General features: G+C 45.9%; 12 protein-coding genes. 10 read left to right on the forward strand and 2 right to left on the reverse strand.

The genetic code is table 11. The features are described from left to right. Positions 1–62: 62 nt before the first annotated feature. A complete protein-coding gene (locus tag TSUB_RS07665) occupies positions 63–2,678 on the reverse strand; it encodes a PqiB family protein (RefSeq protein WP_087017710.1) in 2,616 nt (871 codons plus the stop codon). Then, the gene (locus tag TSUB_RS07670) at positions 2,656–3,879 is read right to left on the reverse strand and encodes a paraquat-inducible protein A (protein WP_087017708.1); all 1,224 of its coding nucleotides are present in this window, start codon (positions 3,877–3,879) and stop codon (positions 2,656–2,658) included. Before TSUB_RS07670 ends, TSUB_RS07665 begins: the two co-directional genes overlap by 23 nt. Before the next feature lie 371 nt (positions 3,880–4,250). Between TSUB_RS07670 and TSUB_RS07675 the strand changes: the two genes are divergently transcribed. The 10 genes from TSUB_RS07675 to rlmKL all read left to right on the forward strand — a co-directional run bounded on the left by TSUB_RS07675 (position 4,251) and on the right by rlmKL (position 21,086). Continuing rightward, complete coding sequence (locus TSUB_RS07675) at positions 4,251–4,709, forward strand: GAF domain-containing protein (protein ID WP_087017706.1); 459 nt, start codon at positions 4,251–4,253, stop codon at positions 4,707–4,709. Between the two features lie 109 nt (positions 4,710–4,818). Further along, entirely contained in the window at positions 4,819–5,460 is a 642-nt protein-coding gene (gene proQ / locus TSUB_RS07680; protein ID WP_087017704.1) for an RNA chaperone ProQ, read from the forward strand. Between the two features lie 17 nt (positions 5,461–5,477). Next, positions 5,478–7,475, forward strand: coding sequence for a carboxy terminal-processing peptidase (prc, locus tag TSUB_RS07685; protein WP_087017702.1), 1,998 nt, complete (start codon positions 5,478–5,480; stop codon positions 7,473–7,475). Positions 7,476–7,741: 266 nt separating this feature from the next. After that, positions 7,742–8,395 carry a lipocalin family protein gene (locus tag TSUB_RS07690; protein ID WP_087017700.1) on the forward strand — a complete coding sequence of 218 codons (654 nt, stop codon included), beginning with the start codon at positions 7,742–7,744 and terminating at the stop codon, positions 8,393–8,395. Positions 8,396–8,692: 297 nt separating this feature from the next. Continuing rightward, positions 8,693–11,302, forward strand: coding sequence for an aminopeptidase N (gene pepN, locus TSUB_RS07695; RefSeq protein ID WP_087017698.1), 2,610 nt, complete (start codon positions 8,693–8,695; stop codon positions 11,300–11,302). A 61-nt stretch (positions 11,303–11,363) separates the two neighbouring features. Further along, complete coding sequence (locus TSUB_RS07700) at positions 11,364–11,585, forward strand: DUF2835 family protein (protein ID WP_087017843.1); 222 nt, start codon at positions 11,364–11,366, stop codon at positions 11,583–11,585. Between the two features lie 157 nt (positions 11,586–11,742). Next, a complete protein-coding gene (locus TSUB_RS07705) occupies positions 11,743–16,569 on the forward strand; it encodes an NAD-glutamate dehydrogenase (protein ID WP_087017696.1) in 4,827 nt (1,608 codons plus the stop codon). A 43-nt stretch (positions 16,570–16,612) separates the two neighbouring features. After that, positions 16,613–17,623, forward strand: coding sequence for a quinone-dependent dihydroorotate dehydrogenase (pyrD, locus tag TSUB_RS07710; RefSeq protein WP_087017694.1), 1,011 nt, complete (start codon positions 16,613–16,615; stop codon positions 17,621–17,623). 137 nt (positions 17,624–17,760) lie between these two features. Next, positions 17,761–18,303 (forward strand): cell division protein ZapC, encoded by a 543-nt coding sequence (locus TSUB_RS07715; protein WP_087017692.1) that lies wholly within the window; start codon positions 17,761–17,763, stop codon positions 18,301–18,303. A 653-nt stretch (positions 18,304–18,956) separates the two neighbouring features. Further along, positions 18,957–21,086 carry a bifunctional 23S rRNA (guanine(2069)-N(7))-methyltransferase RlmK/23S rRNA (guanine(2445)-N(2))-methyltransferase RlmL gene (gene rlmKL / locus TSUB_RS07720; RefSeq protein ID WP_087017690.1) on the forward strand — a complete coding sequence of 710 codons (2,130 nt, stop codon included), beginning with the start codon at positions 18,957–18,959 and terminating at the stop codon, positions 21,084–21,086. The last annotated feature ends 5 nt before the right edge of the window (positions 21,087–21,091 follow it).

Here is a 21,091-nt window from a genome sequence, read left to right on the forward strand (position 1 = left end):
ACAAGTAAAATAAAAAACGCCATCGAGCGGGGCACGATGGCGTTAGGATTGACACAGGCAGTTTAGCGAGGAATGGCGGTACGCCAGTTTTTCCATTCAGGGAGTGGTGAAGCGTGAAGAAGAAACGGCGTATTACTGCTCGCTCTTGCTTGGAGAGGGGCGGGCGGCGTAGCAAACGAGATCCCTCCCTTTAAAATAGAGTCCAAAGTGCCAGCTTCAACGGACGCTCCCGTAAAGCCTAAATTAAACTCGACCCCAGATTGATTCCAAAATACGGTATTTTTTCTGACAAGATGCCGATAGGGGCTGTATATCGTAATACGCACGTCCACGCGATCCGCTAACTCACCGAGTGAGACAGTATTGACTTCGCCTACTTGCATTTGACGGAACAAGACAGGTGCACCTTCTGTGAGGTCATAGCTCATTGGCGACTGAAGGGTAAGCTGCATCCCTTGACTGCCCTTAGGTTCGGTGAATAACGCGAATTTGGTTGCTTTTTGACGTGTTGAGCCCGGGTCTACGGCAATGTAAGTTGTGAGCAGAGACTCGAGGTTTTCAGATTGAGTTAAGCTAAGCTTGGGTTTTACCACCCAGAAATAACTGTCTGACTGGGTAATTGTATGAACATACTCCGGGTAGATGTTGGCTTCAACAATCACATCTTGTTGCTCAAAATCAGGGATGGTTTGGCGTACTTGGCCAACAGTCACACCTCGGTATCGAATAGGCGTCGTTTTGGAGATCGCGCCCGCATCATCGGCACGTAAGGTAATAATGGTGCCAGTGCGAGAGGCGGCGCGTTCATTGTCAAAGAGTCGAAAGTGACCCTTCAGCTTATTATCAATGCCAGCTTGCTCATGAAAGGCGATGCCGCCATTGACCATGGTTGATAAGGGGCCTGTCTCGATGCTAAAGCCCGTTAAGCCCGCATCAACGCTGATACCAGAGTAGTTCCAGAAGACGGTGTGTTTATTTACTAGGTAGGTAAAGTTGTTACTAATATCTATGCCGATCACTACAAAGTCGCCCTTGAGCTGGTATTCAGCGACTTTACCCACTTTGATGTCTTTGTAGAGCACCGCACTGCCGATTTCAATGCCGGGCTTTTTCTCATGAATCAGCGTAAAACGTTTGTGTCCTTCGGCGTTCCCAGACGCAATTCGTGCGGCCTGTTTGCTTTGATAAAGTGGATATTGCTTGGCTGGCGTGGTGTTACCGTCACTCGTAAACGAGAGGGACTCTCTTACCAGTCGCTTGAATGGTAAGATGTCGACGGTGACACCTTCCGTACTCAACTCCGCTTGGAAGCCGCTATCGACGTAAAACCGGTTATCACTTTTGATCAGGTGAGCATATTTATGATCTATCACCAGTTCGGTGCGAACGCGCTCGTCCTCGAGGCGCACCTCGGCAATCTGCCCAACATCAATCCCGCGATGACGAACGGTGACGCCTGGAGACATACCGAATGAGGCTTCCGAAAACAGCGTGACACGGGTGTTGTTACTGTCATTGATAAAGTAGCTGCTTTCCGTTGTCGCGGTAAACATCTGACTTGGCTCGCCGTCAGCAGGAATGAGTCGCAGATAATTGCCAGTGATTAAGTTTCCAAGATTTTTGACACCGCTTAAGCTGATGGACGCTTGCTCGATAGAGAAGCGGCTATTTTGGGTTAACAAGTGATGAAATGCGGGCTCGATCAGGCCTGTTGCGATAATCTGTTCTTGATTATCATCTAACGATATCTGGGTGACTTCACCAATAGAAAGGCCTTTATATACGATAGCGCTACCGCGTTGACTCATTTGATTGTCTTCGGGCAAGATGATTTGAATTTCAGTGCCTCTACCTGCCATATTGATGCTGTCATAGAGCCGGAAATGACGGTTCTCTTCGGCTAGCTCGCCATCGAGAGGGGAATCGAAAGCGATACCACCAAGAATCAAGGTAGATAAGCCTTCCATTTGAATATCCACGCCATCAAAGCCTATCTGTGTTTGTAGCCCACTGATATTCCAGAAACGTGAAGATGTTTTGACTAAGGATTCATAGGGAGCGCGAATCACGGCATTGACTTGAACACTCTGACTATCACTACTCAATGCATAGTTGGTCACTTCTCCCACTGGGATACGACGATAATAGATCTTAGAGCCAACCGAGAGACCATTGAGGGTTGGGCTGGTCAGTGAGATGGGTAAACCATCAATGTGACTGGCATCGACAGGGGCACTTTTCAACGCAACGAATTCGGTGGCAGATTCGCGGCTTTCACCCGGCATAATCGCGATGTAGTTGCCGGCAACGAGTGCGTCTAGCCCACTGATACCCTCTAGAGATGCTTGTGGGCTGACAAGCCAAAACTCCGTATCTTGGCTGAGGGTATTTTGAGCTTTGGGATAGATATCGGCAAATACCGTGATACCCGAGAGGTTATCGGCAAGCTCGACCTTTCTGACCATGCCGATCTCTAGACCTTTATATCGAATAGGCGTGCGTCCAGGTACCAGTCCTTGCGCGGTATCGAACTGAATCATAATCCGAGTACCCGCTTCATTGATAGCACCATAAACCAGCCAAGCAGCTAACGCGAGCGATAACAGCGGTAGTATCCACAACGGGGAGATAGAGCGGTCTTTTTTTATTTCTGCGTTAGGTAGGTTGTTCGTTGTCATAGTTGTCCCAAAGTAAACGCGAATCCAAGCTTTCAGCAGCGAGCATGGTGAGCACCACCACGATACCGAACGCTATCGCCCCAATGCCAGGGGTAAAGTCGAGAATTTGGCCTCGGTCGAGTAGAGTCATCATAATTGAGATGACAAACAGGTCCATAATGGACCATTTACCGATCCATTGAACGATACGGTGTAACGCCATGCGCTTTTTGTAACCCTGTTTCGATTGCTTATGAATAGAAACAAGTAAGAAGGCGAGAATGGCGATTTTCGCTACCGGCACCAAAATACTGGCGGTAAAGATAATAATAGCGATCAGTATCATGTCACTGTTAATTAAAGAAAGGACGCCCGAAAAGATAGTATCTTCCAGTCGCGACCCGTTCGTTATGAGTATGGATATGGGGTAATAATTAGCGGGCAACAGAAAAACGGTGGCGGCGATTAAATAGGCCCAAGTGCGCTGCAGGCTTTGTGGTTGTCGATGAGAAAGCGTCTGATTGCACCGGTGACAGTGTGACTTACCTTGCGACTGCACTGCGAGGCAGTGATGGCACTGGATAAGCGTCTCGGGAAGAAGAACGGTGAACTTGGGTACGCTTTGCCACTGTTCCCAATAGCGATGAATACTGGTTCGGCTAAGTAAGATGATCAATAAAATTTGGCAGGCTATGAGTGCGTATAGCGCGATACCAAACTCAATATCAGCATAATCCCTTACTTTGAAACAAGAGATAGCAAGACTGATTAGATACACATCAATCATTACCCAGTGCTTTAAAAATGCGAGCGTTCTGACCCCAGAGGCAAATAACCGCTTTACTTTCATTGCCAGACCTAGATGGGTGAGCAGCACAGTGATGACATAAAGTACTGGCGCGACGACGCCACAAAACATGGATAGTGCGCCAACAAAAGGAAAACCATTCAACATTAATTGAAGGGCACCATCTGGCAGTGTAGCGGGTATTTTCACGCCAAACAGCGTGATAGTAAGTAAGGGCATGAACAGGACAGGGACAAACAGTGTCAAACAAGCGAGCGAAAGCGCTATTTCTGTATTGAAGCGGAGCATTTTCCCCTTGACCAAACGCGTTTGGCAGCGAGGACAGAAACAACTTTCACCATGACCTGGTTGATCAAGGTTAAGTGCCAGTCCACAGCCAGGACAAAATGTGATGTGTGAGTGAGTTGTCGACACGGTGAGGTTGCATTCCCTTTGGGTCTGTCGCGCTTGATGCTACTCTCGCATAACATCCTGAATTTGAGACCTTATCTGCCGCTAGTATAAAAGCTTTTGCACTGTCAGTGTTACAAAAAAAGCGGAATTGTTGCTATTCCTGCAACTATTCTTATGATGTTAGCCAATAATTTAGCGGTTTTAGATGGATTAACAGTGTTACATCAGTATGTTGATGGCGCTGATATTTATTGCTGCTGATTGAATTTGGTGGGCGGTAAGTGATATATACTCAGGTCCAGAAACGTTGATGCTTGCCGTGCGTGCACAATCGCTGACTTCCCAACGTTGGAAGCCGAGTGAAGGCATCAAGCAATAAATATGAGAAGTAAATGACAGACAAGCAAAAGTTTTACCATCGTGTGACCCAACAAGCGGTGGCCTTGATGGAAGGGGTTGATAACCGCATTTCAAACCTATCTAACCTTAGCGCGTTGCTAAATCTTGAATTAGAGAAAATTAACTGGGTTGGTTTCTATTTAATGGATGGAGACCAATTGGTACTTGGCCCTTTTCAAGGTAAACCAGCTTGCACGCATATTCCCGTGGGTCGCGGCGTTTGTGGCACTGCCGTCGCGACAGGTGAGGTACAGCGTGTTGTCGATGTGCATGCCTTTGAAGGGCATATTGCCTGTGATGCCGCGAGTAACTCAGAAATCGTTTTACCTTTATTTGTCAAGGGGCAATGTGTGGGGGTGTTGGATATCGATAGCCCAATCATTGGTCGATTTGATGAAGAAGATGAAGAAGGATTGCGCGCCTTTGTAGAATCTGTGCAAAAACATCTCTAACGCCGCCGACAAAGGTGGTTTTTCGTTTAGAGCACACTATAATAGCGGGCAACTTTAATTTTATTGTATAACCTGCAAACGCTTAAGTTTGCACCTGTTGAGAAAGTTCATGGAAAACACTGAAAAGCTAACGAACAGCAAAGAAGTTATCGCATATATTGCTGAACGTTTCCCTAAATGTTTTACGCTGGAAGGCGAAGCTAAACCTCTTAAAATTGGCATCTTCCAAGACCTAGCAGAGCGTCTTACTGACGATCCTAAAGTAAGTAAAACACAACTACGTGCAGCGCTGCGTCAGTACACTTCATCTTGGCGTTACCTTCACGGTGTGAAACCGGGTGCAAAACGTGTTGATCTGGACGGTCAAGAAGGTGAAGAGCTTGAGCAAGAGCATGTAGAGCACGCGAAGAAAGCACTTGAAGATAGTAAGGCTCGAGCGCGTGAGCGTCGTAAAGAGCAGGCAGAAAAAGCTAAAAAGTCATCAAATGCTGACAAAAAAGAACAAAAAGTACGTGCAAAATCTGCTAAACCTAGAAACAATAAGAAAAAAACGACTAAGCTAAATGAAAAGCCAGCGGTTGAAACGCGTCAACTAAATGCTGACGAGATTCAAGTTGGTAAACAAGTAAACATAAATATGGGTAGCGGCAACATGCCAGCGTCCATTGTTGAAATCAGTAAGGACGGGGTTCGCGTCCGTTTAGCCAATGGCTTGACCATGGCTGTGAAAGCGGAGAACCTGCGTTCGTAAAGGAGATACCTCGACGCATGAATTGTCGATTCCGCTTTTCTCTTGTTGCTGCTGGCATGATGCTAGCGGCAACAGCGCAAGCCCTAGAGGCAAAATACACTGTTGAAGACATTCCCGCCCTGCAAGCTGAAAAGCAGCATTCAACGGCCAGTAAACGTGTCACATCACGCTTCACACGATCCCATTACAAGCAGTTCACCTTAGATGATGATTTCTCGGAAGGTATCTTTAACCGCTATCTAGAAATGCTTGATTACAATAAGAATTTCTTAACGCAATCCGATATCAACGAGTTTGATAAATGGGCGTCAGAGTTTGATGATCAGCTCAAATCAGGCAAGTCAGAGGCGGCTTATGAAATTTTTAATCGAGTATTGTTACGTCGCTTTGAGCGTTATCAATATGCATTGACTGTGCTCGATGAGCCAATGAAGTTTGACAATGATGAAGAGTTCATCATTGACCGAAGTGAGTTGCCTTGGCCGAAAGACAATAAAGAGCTCGATGCTCTTTGGTATAGTCGTGTCAAATATGATGCACTGAATCTTAAGTTAGCTGGCAAAGAGTGGGAAGAAATTCAAGAAACCCTATCCAAACGCTATAACAATGCGATCAAACGTCTTGTACAAACGAAAAACGAAGATGTTTTTCAGATTTACATGAACGCGTTTGCCCGTGAAGTCGACCCTCACACTAGCTATTTGTCACCCCGTAACGCTGAACAGTTTCAATCCGAAATGAATCTCTCGCTTGAGGGAATTGGTGCGGTGTTGCAAACGGAGGATGACTACACGGTGATTCGTTCGCTGGTGGCTGGTGGGCCAGCCTCAAACTCAAAGCAACTTGCACCGGGTGATCGCATCATAGGTGTCGGCCAAGAGAAAGGCGATGTCGTAGATGTGATCGGTTGGCGCTTGGATGATGTTGTACAACTGATCAAAGGCCCGAAAGGGACAAAAGTCCGACTGGAAATCTTGCCAGAAGGCCCTAACGCAAAAAGTTACTCTGTCACAATTGTACGAGATAAGATTCGCCTAGAAGATAGAGCGGTGAAATCTGAGGTGCTCGAGTTTGGTGATTTGAGTGTAGGGGTGATTGAGATCCCGAGCTTCTATGTCGGCTTGAGTGAAGACACCAAAGTTCAGCTCGCCAAGCTGAATGAGCAAAACGTAGACGGTATCGTGATCGACCTGCGTGATAACGGGGGTGGCGCCTTGTCTGAAGCAACTGCTTTGACGGGGCTATTTATCAAGGGCGGTCCAGTTGTTCAGGTACGTGACAGTTATGGACGCGTTAAAGTGAATGGCGATTCCGATCAGCATATTTACTACGATGGCCCGATGACAATATTGATTAACCGTTACAGCGCATCGGCGTCTGAAATTTTTGCGGCAGCATTGCAAGACTATGGTCGCGCTGTTGTTGTTGGTGAACAGTCTTTCGGTAAAGGGACCGTACAACAGCATCGCTCTTTAAACCATATCTATGATCTGTTTGATAACGCGTTGGGTCACGTGCAATATACGATTCAGAAGTTTTATCGTATCAACGGTGGCAGTACACAACACCTCGGTGTGGTTCCGGATATTGCGTTTCCTTCTGCGGTAGACCCGAGTGAAACTGGCGAAAGTGTTGAAGACAATGCCTTGCCTTGGGACAGTATTAAACCGGCTCAGTTCAAGCAGGTGAAAGACAAGACCAAGCAAGTCGCGTCGTTGACAAAGCAGCATGAATCTCGTGTTAAAGGTGATATGGAGTTTGGCTTTATCCTAGACGACATTGCGCGTTACCAAGCTGAAAAAGATCGCAATTCGATCTCTTTGAACTATCAAACGCGTCGGGACGAAGAGGCCAGCGAAGATAAAGCGCGATTAGAGCGATTAAACATTCGTCAGAAATCATTAGGTGAAGCACCATTTGAATCTTTGGAGGATGTACCAAAGGACTATGAAGCCCCTGACGTGTATCTGAATGAGGCAGCAAAAATCACTTTGGATATGCTAAATATCTCATAGAATCAAAAGGGGCATTTGTGCCCCTTTTACTTCTTAGCTTGCGTATACTGTGACAACTTTTTTAGTGAAAGTTGTCTTTTTTTATGCTCATCTCTTGCTGCCTGTTATTCGTTTTGTATGTAATAAATCACTGTTTTCGTGATCCTTGTCTCCAAAAATCGCATGGAAAATTCGCATAACGAAATATCAATATTTTTATTAATACCCTAGAGGAATTCACGGCTAGCCACTAAGGTTAAAAGGTGAAGACTAAAGGTGGGGTGCATATGGTATTTCGATTGATTGCTGGATTTATGCTGTTGATGTCGGCATTCGTCGCAAAAGCAGATGACCTAACGGAGTTTGATTATCCGCTTTTACTGGGTGATTGGTACTGGTTTAGTCCATCGGAAGATGGGATAGAAAGCCAGGGCAAACAGTATCGTGCTATGCATGTTAAATTTGTTTCAGATTACACTTATGCGATACGGTTGCTGAGAGTTGATGGAGAAATTGACGGGTGGAACGGTCTCTACGATATCGATGAGGATAACCTGTCTCTTACTGCTGAAGGGCACCCAACTCAAACGCACGATTATCAGTTGAGTTACAATCAGTTTTTATTGGATGGTGCGAGATTTACAAAACTCGCTCCAGAAAACCTCCCCGGAGAGTGGGTGAGTTCGTCCGTTGATGGCGTGGATGTGATTGGCGAAGTAAAAATGGCGATTAATCTAAGACCCGATTTTTTGTTTTCGTTTAGCACGCAAGATGGCAGCGGCCGTTTTATCGAGCATCGTGGTATTTACTTCATCGAAGATGATCATTTGGTATTGATCTATGAAGATGGTCAGCATGATAGCCGCTATAGTTTGGCTTCCGATACACTGACATTGAGCAACGAGCAGTTTGGTATGGAAGCGGTGTTCGAGCGCCAATAGTGTGAGCTAAGTCGCTGTAAAGAAAATAAGTCCAACATCTGAGCTAGCGCCCGGCAATTGCCGGGCTTTTTGGCTTTTGTAGTTGAGAATTACTATAGATTGGGATTAAATCAGAATAATAGTTGGCCTCTTTTCATTAAGCCGTACGTTTTATCCTTTGTTGAGGCAGCGCTGATGTCAAAGGTGACACATGACGTATATAAAGAAGGCTGAATTGACAATTGATCACAGTATGCAGAGCATTGCTGGCTGTGAGTTAAGATTTAAGTAACAACGCTGTTTACAAGGAAAAGGATTATGGCGGATAAACCGACCGCGAAGTATCGTAAAGATTATAAACCTGCAGATTTCTCTATCACTCATGTGCATTTAACGTTTGATCTTCAAGAAACTGACACCCATGTTCGTGCTGTGAACAAGGTAGTGCGTCAGTCTCATAGTGAAGCTTCAACGTTAGTGCTTGCAGGCGAGGATCTTGATTTAGTTGCCTTAGCGGTTAACGGTGTCGCACATACCGACTATGCGTTAACAGAAGGTGGGATTGAGATCCACCAAGTCCCTGCGGAGTTTGAGTTGACGGTTGATACCAAAATCAATCCGAAAGAAAACTCGTCACTCGAAGGACTTTATCTTTCTGAAGGCGCGTTTTGTACCCAGTGTGAAGCAGAAGGTTTCCGACGTATTACCTTCTACTTGGACCGTCCAGACAATCTGGCCATTTTTACAACCAAAGTGATCGCGGATACGTCATTCCCGTCACTACTGAGTAATGGTAACCGGGTAGCAGCAGGTGAAGTAGAAAATGGCCGTCACTGGGTAGAGTGGCACGACCCGTTCCCGAAACCAAGCTACCTCTTTGCCCTTGTCGCCGGTGACTTTGATATTCTCGAAGATACCTTTACCACCAAGAGTGGTCGCGAAGTAGCCCTTGAAATCTATGTCGATAAAGGCAACTTAGATCGTTCGCATCATGCCATGCTGTCGTTAAAGCGCTCAATGCAGTGGGATGAAGAGCGTTTTGGCCTAGAGTACGATCTTGATATTTATATGATTGTTGCAGTCGACTTTTTCAATATGGGCGCGATGGAGAACAAAGGCTTAAATGTCTTTAACTCTAAGTTTGTATTGGCTAAGCCAGAGACAGCAACGGACGCAGATTTTCTCGGCATAGAAGCCGTCATTGGCCATGAGTACTTCCATAACTGGACCGGTAACCGCATTACCTGCCGAGATTGGTTCCAACTCAGCCTTAAAGAAGGTCTTACTGTATTCCGTGACCAAGAGTTCTCTTCGGATCTAGGCTCACGTGCAGTCAATCGCATCAACAATGTTCGCATTGTTCGAGGCCCGCAGTTCGCAGAAGATGCTGGCCCTATGGCACATCCAATCCGACCTGAAAAAGTGATTGAAATGAATAACTTCTATACGCTCACCGTGTATGAAAAGGGCAGTGAAGTTATCCGTATGCTACATACCTTGCTCGGTGAAGAGAAGTTTCAAGCCGGTATGCGTTTGTATGTTGATCGCCATGATGGTACAGCAGCGACATGCGAAGATTTTGTTGTCGCAATGGAAGAGGCGTCAGGTGCAGATCTGAAGCAGTTCCGTTTATGGTATAGCCAATCGGGTACGCCTGAGTTAACGGTGGCAACTGATTACGACGCAACAGCCAAAACTTTCTCTGTGACCGTGTCACAAGAAACGAAGCCAACGTTAGATCAAGCGGAGAAGCAGGCACTACATATTCCGTTTGATATCGAACTGTATGGTGCAGATGGGCGTGTATTACCGTTGATCCTTAACGGTGGTTCGGTTGATAATGTCTTGAATGTCACGCAAGCAACCCAGACATTTGTCTTTGAAAATATTGAAGAAAAACCTGTAATCTCCATGCTGCGCGAGTTCTCAGCACCGGTGAAGTTGCACTACGATTATACCGATGAAGAGCTGAGCTTCTTGATGGTCAATGCCACTAATGACTTCGCGCGCTGGGATGCAGGGCAGATGTTGCTGGCCAAGCATATTCGTCACAACGTCACTTTATCGCAACAAGAAAACATTTTTGAGCTGCCATTGGCCGTGATTGCAGCGTTTGAAGGTGTACTTACCAACGCGGAATTAGAACCGGCATTCGTGGCCGAGATGTTAACGCTACCAACCGAATCTGAAGTCGCTGGTTGGTATGATGTTGCTGATGTCGACGCGATCGCGAACGCGCTAGGCTTTATTCGTCAAACCCTTGCGTCGGAAATGGTCGAGCCATTGACGGAAAAGTACCATCAATTGCTTCAAGCTGACTATGATGTAGAGCATACGTCAATCAACAAGCGGAAGTTGCGTAACACCTGTCTTCGCTTTTTGGCGTTAACAGAGGCGGGCGATGAGTTAGTGAAGGCACAATATCGTTCATCAAATAATATGACAGATACGATAGCGGCATTGGATGCGGCCAATACCGGTAAGCTGCCTTGTCGTGAAACCTTGATGGCTGACTTCAGTGACAAGTGGCAACATGATGGTCTCGTCATGGATAAGTGGTTCATGTTACAAGGAAAGAACCCAGCAGAAAATGCACTCGATGTCGTGAAGGCTCAATTGTCACACCCTGCATTCAATATCAAAAATCCGAACCGATGCCGGAACCTGATTGGTTCTTTCTGTGGCCAGAATCCATTGCGATTCCATGCCCGTTCTGGCGAAGGGTATGAATTCTTGGTCGACATGTTGACGCAGTTAAACAGTGTTAATCCACAGGTTGCATCTCGCCTGATTGATCCATTGCTGAAGTTCAAACGCTATGATGAAGCACGCCAACGCTTGATGCGATCAGGCTTGGAAAAACTGGCTAAGCTTGATGGTCTAGCAAAAGATTTGTTCGAGAAAATTAATAAAGCGCTTGAACAGTAATTAGAGAAACGTTAAAAGGATCAATGGTAAAACATTGATCCTTTTTTTGGTTTCTGGCGAGATGAAAGCTTATACTTTTCGAATATCGATTTCCTACCACCTCTTTATGCAGCACTACAATGGGGTTGCAAAAACCGTGTTAATTGAATGTGAACAGGGGTTGCGCTTACAATTACCTGCAACACGATTCAGACCTTATTTAACTCATGCTGGAATTAATGGTCGTTTTCGCATCATTATTGATGAAAATAACCGCATAAAACAGATGGATAGACTAGGTTAATGTCTGATTTCTTCTTATTTTCCCCATAGAATTTACTATTTGTGAATCAACTCTCTATTACACTCCGTTAACTCAGCGTTAAAATGTTGTCCGAGCATCTGTGCTTTTTCTCTCTATACTAAATCTATAAAAACACTACAAAGTTGGAGCATCTCCGATGACAGCATTGCAACCCATTGTTCCTGTATTACTCGAAAAAGTGTATCGATTGATTCAAGAAAAAGTAGATCCACCAGCGAGTTCTTTAGTCGAAGCATTGGCAAAAAAACTATTAACGCAGTTGGATGATAACGACCTAGTCGAAAGAAATGAGAGTGACCTTTATGGTGCCGTAATGAGTTTATGGCAGCACCTCAATGATAATAAAGAAAACCATTTTTCTGTCAGAGTGTTTAATCCAACCTTGGCGCAACATGGTTGGCAATCTACCCACACGGTAGTAGAAATAATTTGTCCTGACCGACCCTTCTTAGTTGAGTCAGTGCGTATGACATTAGGTCGCCGGGAAACGACGAGTCATATGATGCTTAATGGCCCGCACCGTTTTTGCAGAGATAAAGAGGGAAGAATCGAAAAAGTCTGTGAAGAGACAGGCGTATTGCTATCCGTTTTTCATATTGAGATCGATCGACTCAATGATGATCAACAGATGCTAGCGATGAAACAGGAACTTGAAACGGTATTGGCTGATGTGGACCAAGTCGTCAACGATTGGCAGCAAATGCGCGATAAGATGCAGCAAGTCAAAGCAGAACTGTTGAAAAGCAAGTTTCCAGAGAATCCGATTGAAAAAGAAGAGGCCGCCGAGTTCTTGAACTGGGTGTGCGAGCACAACTTTACTTTCATGGGTTATCACTATTTCGAATTACAAACCATTGAGGGTGACCATCAACTTGTTCCCGCGGGTGATGATGGCTTAGGTATCTTGGCGAACAGCGATCGCACTCGCCCAATCAAGTTGTCATCTTTGCCGGAAAGTGCGCGATTGGAAGCCCGCAAGCCTCAGGTGCTCCTGCTAACGAAAGGCAATACTAAATCGAAAATTCACCGTCCTGCTTATACCGACTACGTGGGTGTGAAGACGTTCAACAAGAAAGGTGAAGTCATTGGCGAGCATCGCTTTATCGGTTTATATGCGGCAACTGCATACCACCAGAGTGTCGACAACATTCCGTTGTTGAACAATAAAGTACAACGGATTCTGGAACTGAGTGATTACGCACCTGAGTCTTACTCTTGGAAATCCCTCAAAAACATTCTTGAAACTTTCCCGCGTGATGAGTTGTTTCAAGCTTCTGAAAAAGAGATGCTTGATGTTGGGTCGGGTGTGGTCAAGATGCAAGATCGCGATCTGTTGAAGATCTTTGTCCGACGTGATCCTTTTGGTCGTTTCTTCTCCTGCATGGTGTATACCACAAAAGAGCGTTACAACACTGAGCTACGTAGCAAAACACAATCGTTACTTAAGCACTACTTCGGTTCTCAGCAGGATGTGGAGTTTACCACCTTCTTCTCTGAAAGCCCGCTTGCGCGAACGCACTATATTGTTCGTGTAGATAACAATAATTTTGATATTGATGTGAAATTGCTGGAGCGCAACTTAATGGAAGCCGCCTCATCGTGGGACGATCGTTTGCAAGAGGCGCTGGTGGCGCACTTTGGTGAGAATGAAGGTACGCCAGTTGGTAAACAGTTCTCTCGTGCATTCCCGCGTTCTTACAAAGAGCATATGTTGCCGGGCAGTGCAGTGGCAGACATTCAACAGCTTTTAAGCTTGAATGAAACCAACAAGCTCGCCATGTCACTCTACCGTCCGCAAGAAGAGAGCAGTGATTCTAAGAAATTAAAGTTGAAGCTCTTCCACCGTGATGAGCCATTGCACTTATCCGATGTGATGCCAATGCTTGAAAACTTGGGGTTACGTGTCATCGGTGAGGCGCCGTATGAGATCGTCACCAATGAAGGGCGTGTTTTCTGGATCCTTGATTTTGAGATGCTCCATAATGCGAAGTCAAATCATGATCTTGCGGAAACGCGGGATCGTTTCCAGGATACCTTTGCGGGCATTTGGCAAAACCGTTTTGAGAACGATGGCTTTAACCAACTGGTCTTGAATGCAGGGCTCAGTGGCAGGGAAGTCTCGATCATTCGTGGTTACACCAAATACATGCGCCAAGTTGGCTTCCCATTCAGTCAGGAATATATTCAATCGACCGTCAATACCTACCCGCAAATAGCTAAGTTACTGGTGAAGCTGTTTGCACAACGTTTTGACCCTGCGAAGCGAAATACAGAAAAATTAATTGGTGACGTTGTCACTTCAATCTACAAAAAACTCGAAGAAGTTGAGAGCCTAGATGACGACCGTATTCTGCGACGCTATGTCGAGATGATGTTGGCTACATTGCGCACTAACTTTTACCAGAAAGGCAAGGACGGGGATTGGAAGTCGTCGGTTGCCTTCAAGTTGAAACCGAGTGAAATTCCTGAAATTCCCGCACCCGTTCCTGCATTTGAAATCTTTGTCTACTCGCCAGATATCGAAGGTGTCCATCTACGCGGTGGTAAAGTCGCGCGTGGTGGTTTGCGTTGGTCTGATCGCCGTGAAGATTTCCGTACAGAAATACTCGGCTTAGTAAAAGCTCAACAAGTAAAAAACACGGTTATTGTTCCTGTGGGGGCGAAGGGGGGCTTTGTCTGTAAACGCCAACCTTCATTATCGACCCGTGATGAAATCTTCGCGGAAGGTCAACGTTGCTATCGCATATTTATTCAATCTTTGCTTGATGTTACCGACAATATAATTGACGGTGAGTTGGTGCCGCCCGTTAGTGTAGTACGCCATGATGAAGATGACCCTTATTTGGTTGTCGCTGCAGATAAAGGCACCGCAACGTTCTCTGATCTCGCCAATGAAGTTTCTGATGAGTACAACTTCTGGTTAGGTGATGCATTTGCTTCTGGCGGGTCAAACGGCTATGACCACAAGCAGATGGGCATTACTGCCAAAGGTGGATGGGAGTCTGTTAAACGCCATTTCCGTGAAATAGGGATTGATTGCCAATCGACGGACTTTACCTGTATTGCGGTGGGCGATATGGCTGGAGATGTGTTCGGTAACGGTATGCTGTTATCACGTCATATTCGTTTACAAGCCGCATTTAACCATCTGCACATCTTTTTGGATCCAAACCCAGAAGCAGAATCCAGTTACATAGAACGAGAGCGTTTGTTTAAACTGCCTCGATCTTCTTGGGAAGACTACGATCCAACCTTGATCTCTGAGGGTGGCGGCGTGTTCTCACGTCGATCTAAATCGATCCCGCTCAGCAGCCAAGTGCAGAAAATGTTGGGGACGCGCAAGCAATCGATGGCACCTAATGACCTGATTAACGCGATTTTGAAGATGAAGGCGGATCTGCTGTGGAATGGCGGTATCGGTACCTATGTCAAAGCAACCACTGAGACACATACAGATGTGGGTGATCGTGCGAATGATGCGCTACGCGTCAACGGCAACGAGTTGAATGTCGCCATTGTTGGTGAAGGGGGCAACCTCGGGTTAACGCAGCTCGCACGCATGGAGTTCGCGATGAAGGGTGGCCGAGTTAATACTGATTTCATCGATAACGTCGGCGGTGTCGACTGTTCTGATAACGAAGTCAACATCAAGATCCTTCTCAATAGCTTAGTAATGAGTGGCGATTTAACCGTTAAGAAGCGAAATCAACTGCTCGAGTCGATGGAAGATGAGGTATCGGAAATCGTACTCAAAGACGCCTATTGGCAAGCAGAATCGATATCAGTGTCTGAAATGACGGGTGTGGATTCGCTCAAAGAGCAAATTCGTTTTCTTCATCATCTAGAGCGTGAAGGGCACATTGACCGGGCACTCGAATACTTGCCCGATGACGAAACGTTGACCGAGCGCGAGAAGCAAGGCCTGGGTTTAACCCGACCTGAGCAAGCGGTATTAATCGCGTATGCGAAAATGGTATTGAAAGAGCAGTTGGTGTCGGAAGAGATTGCCAACGATCCTTACCATGCGCGCATGCTACCTGCGTATTTCCCTTCAGAACTGCAGAGTCAATACCGTTCCGCGATGGATCAACATCCATTGCGTAAAGAGATCATTGCGACATGCCTTGCTAACCAAATGTCGAATGACATGGGATGTAACTTTGTGCCTCGTATGCATGATGAGACGGGTGCTGAGGTGATTGCCATTGCCAATGCCTATTCTGTTGCACGAGAGATTTTCCAGTTTGGTCAATTGTTCGAGCAGATTCGCGACCTCGATAATCAAGTTGAGGCCAAGGTTCAGTATCAAATGCTGCATCAATGTCGTCGTATGCTGCGCCGAGCAACGCGTTGGATCTTAAGATCCAAGGATCGTCTAGGGATTGAAGAGCAAATTTCGATCTTCCAGCCTGTAGTGAATGATCTAAAAGAAAATTTAGTGAACTACTTGGTTGACGACGAAGTGGCGGATCACGATCGTGATGCTCAGCGCTACATTGATAGCGGCGTACCTCAAGACTTGGCCAATACCATTGCACGTATGAGTAGCCTTTACTCAGCAATGGATATTGCCCAAATTGCGGAAGAGCATCATAAAGAGATTGATTTTGTTGCTAAGACATACTTTGTGATGGGGGCGAAACTGTCGCTGCACTGGTTCTTGGATCAGATTAACCATCAAAGTGTTGAGAATCATTGGCAAGCATTGGCGCGTGCGACCTTTAGAGAAGATTTGGATTGGCAGCAACGTCAATTGACAGCTTCCATTGTGATCGACCTGAATGAGAATGCGGACCCAGTTGAAAGTGTTGAAGCCTGGCTAGACGAACATCAGGTGGCGATATCACGATGGGAGAGTATTTTAGCGGAGTTCCGAGTGGGTAATGTCCACGAATTCGCCAAGTTCTCGGTAGCAATGCGTGAATTAGTGCTTTTAAATTTGAATTGTCGACCAAATCAGTGAATAATAATGCCCCGTTTATTCGGGGCTTTTTTTTGGAGGTGTAATGTTCTACTCCCTTGCCAGAGCGGCAATCTTTAAGTTGGATCCTGAGCATGCTCATGAACTGACTATTCAAAACCTTTCTCGTTTTACCGGCACACCTCTTGATCTCTTCTATCGTCAAAATGTTCCTTACAAACCTGTTGAAGCAATGGGCTTGATTTTTAAAAATCCAGTCGGTCTCGCGGCAGGCTTGGATAAGGATGCAGAGTGTATTGACGCGTTTGGTGCAATGGGCTTTGGTTTCATCGAGGTGGGTACTGTTACACCACGCCCTCAAGCCGGTAATGACAAGCCACGCCTGTTTCGAGTTTTAGAAGCAGAGGGCATCATCAACCGCATGGGTTTCAATAACAAAGGTGTTGATCATCTTGTTGAAAATGTAAAGAAAGCCAAATATGACGGTATCATTGGTATCAACATCGGTAAGAACAAAGACACGCCGATTGAAAATGGTAAAGATGATTACCTGATCTGTATGGAAAAGGTTTACGAACACGCAGGCTATATCGCTGTCAACATTTCCTCGCCTAATACGCCTGATTTACGTTCGCTTCAATACGGTGATGCATTGGATGAGCTTTTATCTGCACTGAAAGAGAAGCAAGCTGAGTTAGCTGAGAAGCATGGTAAGTATGTGCCTGTGGCACTGAAGATTGCTCCTGATTTGGAAGATGAGGAAGTTATGCAAGTCGCTGACTCATGTCTACGCCATAAGATGGACGGTGTTATCGGTACTAACACGACCTTAGATCGTACACTGGTCAAAGGTATGAAGCATTGCGATGAAGCGGGTGGTTTGAGTGGTCGTCCTGTTCAAAACAAGAGCACAGAAGTGATACGCAAACTCGCGGAAGCACTCAAGGGTGAAATTCCTATCATCGGTGTTGGTGGTATCGATTCTGCGGTAGCCGCACGAGAGAAAATGGAAGCCGGTGCAAAGCTTGTTCAAGTTTACTCGGGTTTCATTTATCACGGCCCGAAGTTGGTCAAAGATATCGTGACAAATATCTAGTCATTTCAAAGCGCAGTGTTCGAAAAAGGGGAATGGGATTTCCCCTTTTTTTTTGTCTTTAGCAAATTAAAATTCACATTAAAGCCGTTGTCTGAGTGCAACATCGTATCAACCAACAGGGAAGGTGGGTCAGTCTAATGCTTAAGCCCAACAATCAATGGACCTGGTTTTATGACGCTGAAGGGCAGCAACTGATGCTGGACTTGGGCGCTGATATGATGTTCAAAACGGCTATTCCCGCTAATCGCTTGATTCCTGACGCGACACGCAGAATCCCGTTTTCGGTAGAAGATGCGACCTTATTCCAAACCTACAGTGATATGGTGCATCATTTGCCTTTAACCGCTCCCCGTCGCGCTGAGCTTGTGCTGAATGCGATTGCGGCACATCGATATCATAAGCCTATGTTACCTAAGAGTTGGTTCTTCACCGCGTGTGGTGATATTGACGCGCCAGAACTTGGCGAAGTGGTGGTATTAGAGACCGAGCATGGGCAAGGGCACTTCATCGTTGTAGAAAATAGCGGTAATGCCAGTTTAGTGATGTCGGCTTCCCTAGAGCCCGTTAGTCTCGATGGCAACAAAATGCTGAATTTCTGCGATACCATTAAAGTGATGAACGACAGAATGCAAATCGCTTACTTTGATGAGATGAAACATCAATATGCGAAAGTAAGTTAAGCGAGACACAGCGTTATTCTTTGAAAAGCCAGTGCGGGAAACTTCACTGGCTTTTTTGCATCTGCAGCTTAAATCCGACCTTGCTGGTGGTCTGTCATCGATTCACTCCTCATCGTACCGCGCTAGATATAGTGATATCTATCCCAATAATGCATCAACAATACCATGTAAGCGCATTAATTTTCCGTCAAAATTGTGGGCAATTTCACGCAATTGCGGCCAAAAACGCCCTCTAATTGTTCATTATTTCCCTGTTTATTTGATGTCTGTAATTTAATTACAGCCCCTGTGGCGAGTATCCATCTCGTGTTTCCCAGTAGGAAATAATGATGAGTCCTCTGAAAATGGGCAATAGCATTAAAGTAAATACACACTAACTAAGAGTGATGTGTGTTTGTTTTTGTTTCTATTTGGAAACACGACCTGGACTTGGGGAGGGGCTGTCTGTGGATAACTTTGGTTCCAAATGGAAACAGTTGAATGGTGCCATTACGCAAGAGGGAGTGCATTCATCGGGCTGCGCCAGTAAAGGACATGAAATAGTCAAATGAGAAATAACAGGCCTAATAAGCGCTAAAAAGCGGCTAGATAGATAAGCTTATTGATGGTTAATCAGTTATAATCTCGGCCAACATCGTTCAAAGAAAGACATCATGAATCAGTATCTAGCTATCACATCTCGTGGTATTGAAAATCTCTTAGGTGAAGAACTTACTCAACTGGGTGCCAGCCAAGTCGAAGTGGTTGGGGCGGGCGTGCGCTTTAAAGCCGATTTAGAAACGGCTTATCGCTGTTGTTTATGGTCGCGATTAGCGTCTCGAATTATTTATGTGTTGAGTGAGTTTTCGGTTCGTGATGATCTGGAGCTTTATTTGGGGGCGTCGGTCATCAATTGGCCAGACCACTTCCACGCATCGAAACGTATCGTTGTCGATTTTAATGGGACAAACCGAGAAATTCGCAATAGCCAGTATGGTGCGTTGAAAATCAAAGATGCGATCGTCGATCGTTTCACTAAAGCTGGCTTTGAGCGTCCAAACATTGACCGCGAGCGACCTGATCTGCGAGTACACATGCGTTTGTCCCGTGACAAAGGCATTTTAGGCCTTGATATGGCGGGCAGTGGTATGCATCAACGTGGTTACCGGACTGAAGCAGGTAAAGCACCGCTACGTGAGACACATGCAGCGGCATTAGTCATGAAAAGTGGTTGGCAAGCCGATAAGAACCTGCTTGACCCTATGTGTGGTTCAGGGACGCTATTGATTGAAGCGGCGATGATGGCTGCAGATATCGCGCCGGGATTAAAGCGTCGTCGTTGGGGCTTTGAGGCTTTTGAGAATTTTGATAACGAGATCTGGCAGGGCGTGCTAACGGAAGCCACCGTTAAGGCTCGCCGTGGTCCGAAGAAAGTGACAACGTCATTCTTTGGTCGTGATATGGATCGCCGTGTTTTGACCATTGCGCGTGAGAATGCAGGGCGTGCCGGTGTAGCGGCTTTGATTAACTTCGACGTAGAAGATGCAACGCAGTTAACCGCTCCTGAAGGCTTTGGTGAAGGTGTATTGCTGTCTAACCCACCGTATGGTGAGCGTTTGGGCACGACACCAACCTTGATAAACCTCTACACAGAACTGGGTAACCGTCTAAAAATTGCATTTTCTGGTTGCTCCGCGTCGTTTTATTCCTCTTCAAATGAATTATTGAGCTGTTTGCGTATGCGAGCAGATCGTCAATATAAGTTAAAAAATGGTGCGCTCGACGCGGTACTGAAATCCTATTTGATTACTGGTGGGGCCGTGAAACGTGATGGTGACAATGTCACCGTAGAAAAGGCACAAATTGCCCCTGATTTCGCCAACCGTTTGAAAAAGAACATGGGGAAAATCGAAAAATGGGCGAAGCGCGAAGGGATTGAAGCGTATCGTATCTATGATGCCGATTTGCCTGAATATAACGCGGCGATTGATTGGTATAAAGGTTACGTTGTCATTCAAGAGTACGCGGCACCAAAATCTGTGCCCGAAGAGAAGGCGCGGTTGCGTTTGATGGACATCATGCGGGCGACGATTGACGTGACAGGTGTTGATCCTAATAACGTGATTCTTAAAGTTCGCCAGCGCCAGAAAGGCACTAACCAGTATGAAAAACTGTCTCAAGCGGAAAAGACGATGACAGTGCAAGAGTACGGTGTCACGCTTGAAGTGAATTTGTACGACTACCTCGATACCGGCTTGTTCCTTGATCACCGCTTTACGCGCCGCCGTTTGGGTCAAATGGCGGCAGGTAAAGATTTCTTGAACTTGTTCGCTTATACCGGCTCTGCCACCGTGCATGCCGCAGTCGGTGGCGCGAGATCGACGACAACCGTCGACATGTCTAATACCTATCTTCGTTGGGCGCAAGAGAACATGGCGCACAACGGTCAAGTGGGTCGTCAGCATCAGTTTATTCAGGCAGATTGTTTGCAGTGGTTGCAACAAGTGGACGGCGAATATGATTTGATCTTTATCGACCCGCCAACATTTTCCAATTCAAAGCGTATGCAGCAGTCATTTGATGTGCAGCGTGACCACATCATGCTGATGGAAAACTTAAAACGCCTGTTAAGACCGGGTGGAACCATCGTGTTCTCGAATAATAAACGCGGCTTTAAGATGGATGCGGATAAGCTTCAAACATTAGGCTTGAAAGCGGATAACATTTCCTCGAAGACGTTACCACTCGACTTTGCTCGCAATAAGCAGATCCACAACTGTTGGATCATCACACACGATCAATAAGTATT

It is taken from the genome of Thaumasiovibrio subtropicus (assembly GCF_019703835.1).
Classification (GTDB): Bacteria; Pseudomonadota; Gammaproteobacteria; order Enterobacterales; family Vibrionaceae; genus Thaumasiovibrio; species Thaumasiovibrio subtropicus.